Source organism: Helicobacter equorum (assembly GCF_900198655.1).
In the GTDB taxonomy this organism is placed as follows: Bacteria; Campylobacterota; Campylobacteria; order Campylobacterales; family Helicobacteraceae; genus Helicobacter_F; species Helicobacter_F equorum.
In genome coordinates, this window is record NZ_FZPO01000091.1 from 1 (window position 1) to 2521 (window position 2521).

General features: G+C 35.5%; 3 protein-coding genes. 1 reads left to right on the top strand and 2 read right to left on the bottom strand.

The features are described from left to right. Positions 1 to 18: 18 nt before the first annotated feature. Positions 19 to 939, bottom strand: a complete 921-nt coding sequence (locus C6H22_RS08530; protein ID WP_233707110.1) for a methyltransferase FkbM — start codon at positions 937 to 939, stop codon at positions 19 to 21. A gap of 282 nt (positions 940 to 1221) precedes the next feature. After that, entirely contained in the window at positions 1222 to 2136 is a 915-nt protein-coding gene (locus C6H22_RS08535; RefSeq protein WP_104694827.1) for a hypothetical protein, read from the bottom strand. 155 nt (positions 2137 to 2291) lie between these two features. Between C6H22_RS08535 and C6H22_RS08540 the strand changes: the two genes are divergently transcribed. After that, positions 2292 to 2521 (top strand): SDR family oxidoreductase (locus C6H22_RS08540; protein ID WP_158654694.1); only part of this gene is annotated, 230 nt, incomplete at its 3' end.

Here is a 2521-nt window from a genome sequence, read left to right on the forward strand (position 1 = left end):
ACGCAAAATACAGAATATTTACTTAATATCACGGGTTAGGGTTTTGTGTTTAAGCATTTTCAAAATTTTAAAGAGCTTTCTTATCGCACGTCGCAAAAAACTTGGAATCTTAAAAACAATGTCAAAATTAAGAGAATCTAATATAGTATTTTGATTTATCTGTTTTGGGTGAATAAGCGGAAAAGCAAGTTCGTAACTTGGCAACCTGCACAATTTTGAATCTCCATGTGTATGAGCTGCATCATCACGATTAAAACCGATATTTTGTATCATGTTATTTTTTGGATAGACACATAAACCACCCGATTTCCAAATACTAAATGTCCATGGGTAATCCCAAGTATCAATTTCGCCACGATAATACTTGGCAAAAACCTTATACCAATACCCACGCTCCTCTTGAGAATTAAAAGTGAAGTGTGAAAAATCCTTTGTAAAATCACTAGATTCTAATTCATATTTTTTCCACGCTCTAGCCCAAGATGCCCAACCCCAAATATGTGGATATTTTGAGAAAAAATAATCTTCGTGCAGTCGTGCTTTGAGGGAGAGTGTATCTACTGATTTATTAGGTGCAAAATCAAGCGCACTCCACCCACTTATAATCATAATTTGTGATTCATATTTGTATCGCTCCAAAAGCTCATCACAAAATCTAAAAAAACTTACGGTTGGCAAACAATCATCCTCTAAAATTATGCCTTGCTCCTCATGCTCAAAAAACCAAGATATAGCAGAACTTACCCCATGTTTACAGCCAAGATTGTCATCTAAAAATCGTGTATATATTTCACAATCCCAAATAATTGAACTTAATAAAAACTTTCTTACTTCTTGCACAAGTACTGACTCTGCGACTCCCTGCGTATCTATATAATCTCTCGCACCATCGCAAGCAAGATATATCCTATGAGGCTGGACAAGTGCAATTTTGGACAATATCCTTTTAATCGTATCCAAACGATTAAAACTCAACAATAAGACAGGATTTTGACACTGGTATTTAAGCATCTCCATGCCACACTTATATGTTACATACCAGTTTTATAAAAATGTAAGCTAACTAATCTTAAAGATAAGTCATCACACACATTTTTACATAATCTAACACATAAACACGATTGAAGTATTTGAATTAACCCATTAAATATACATGCTAATTGTGCATGATACAAATAACTAATTAAAGAATAGAGTATAGAAAAGCGAGAAAGAAAAAGTCTATAAAAAAGCCCCCCCGAGGATAGATTCTAGATTCACTCTGGGAAAAGCATCAATCATAGAATTTGAAGAACAATTAATGATCTTTTGAGGAAATACCTCTCCAAGCTCTTGATAAGCCCTAAATGCATCTGTCATACCCTGCATAATAAACGCAAATGTATAGGGCACATATGTCTCATCACTAATATCTTGATAAAAATGGGTATCTCTCATAAATACTTTATTTTGAGAATCTACCTCAAGATTTTTATGCCAATCACTATTTGCTCCAAGCAAGTAGATATATTCATAGCCCAAGGCAATCATACAAGAAAGAGCAACAATCAACACATTAATGCCACTTGGTACAGCAAGATTGTGGCTATACATTATCCTAGCTAAGTGTTTAAATGTATAAAGCTCAACAGCATTAAAAGTCAAAATTTCTACGTTTGGGTTAATACAAGAAAGCACATTCTCTTGTTTATTGTTACTTGGTCTATCTATTTTGTTTTGGGCTCTCTTATATTCATGATATGGGACAAAAAGCTTCATTTTCCAATCTACCCTCTCTAAAACATTAGAGAAATCCGTTACACGCCTTGCAAATTCCTTACCAATGTCACCACCTGGTAATGTTCCAAAATACGCTGGATCCATGAGGACATAATATCTTGGCTTGAGCTCAAATCCTAAAGGTGAAGTAAGACTTTGATTAACCATTACCAAATCCTCACGCGCAAGTTGTTCTGTGTATTTCGCGATATCCTTAGTCAGTGATGGACCATTTCCTAATACAAACACGCGACTTGCGGTGGGTTTTATAGACCTAATGCTAGGTGAAAAAGTCCCAAACCTCAAATATTGCTGTGCCCACCAAAAAAGCTGACATGAATTTTTGACAAATACTTTCGCATTAGCTTTAAAACACATTCTTTGCCTCGTTATGCTTTATGAACCGTAATAATATTATTTCTCCGGATTGTACCCTAGATAAGCTTGCAAATTTTTTAAATAGCCTCTGTTTAAGCCAAAATGGCATATAATGCACAACTTAAAAACTTAACCTACCGCAAAAGGAGCATGGTATGATACTTAAAGGTAAAAAAGGTCTTATCGTAGGTGTAGCAAATAATCGATCTATCGCGTATGGCATAGCAAAGGCTTGTAGAGAGCAAGGTGCAGAACTTGCTTTTACATTTCTAAATAGTGCACTTGAAAAACGCGTGCGTCCAATCGCCCAAGAGTTAGGAGCAAAAGATCGTGTATATGAGCTTGATGTGAGCAAACCAGAGCATTTCTGCGCACTCGTAGAAAG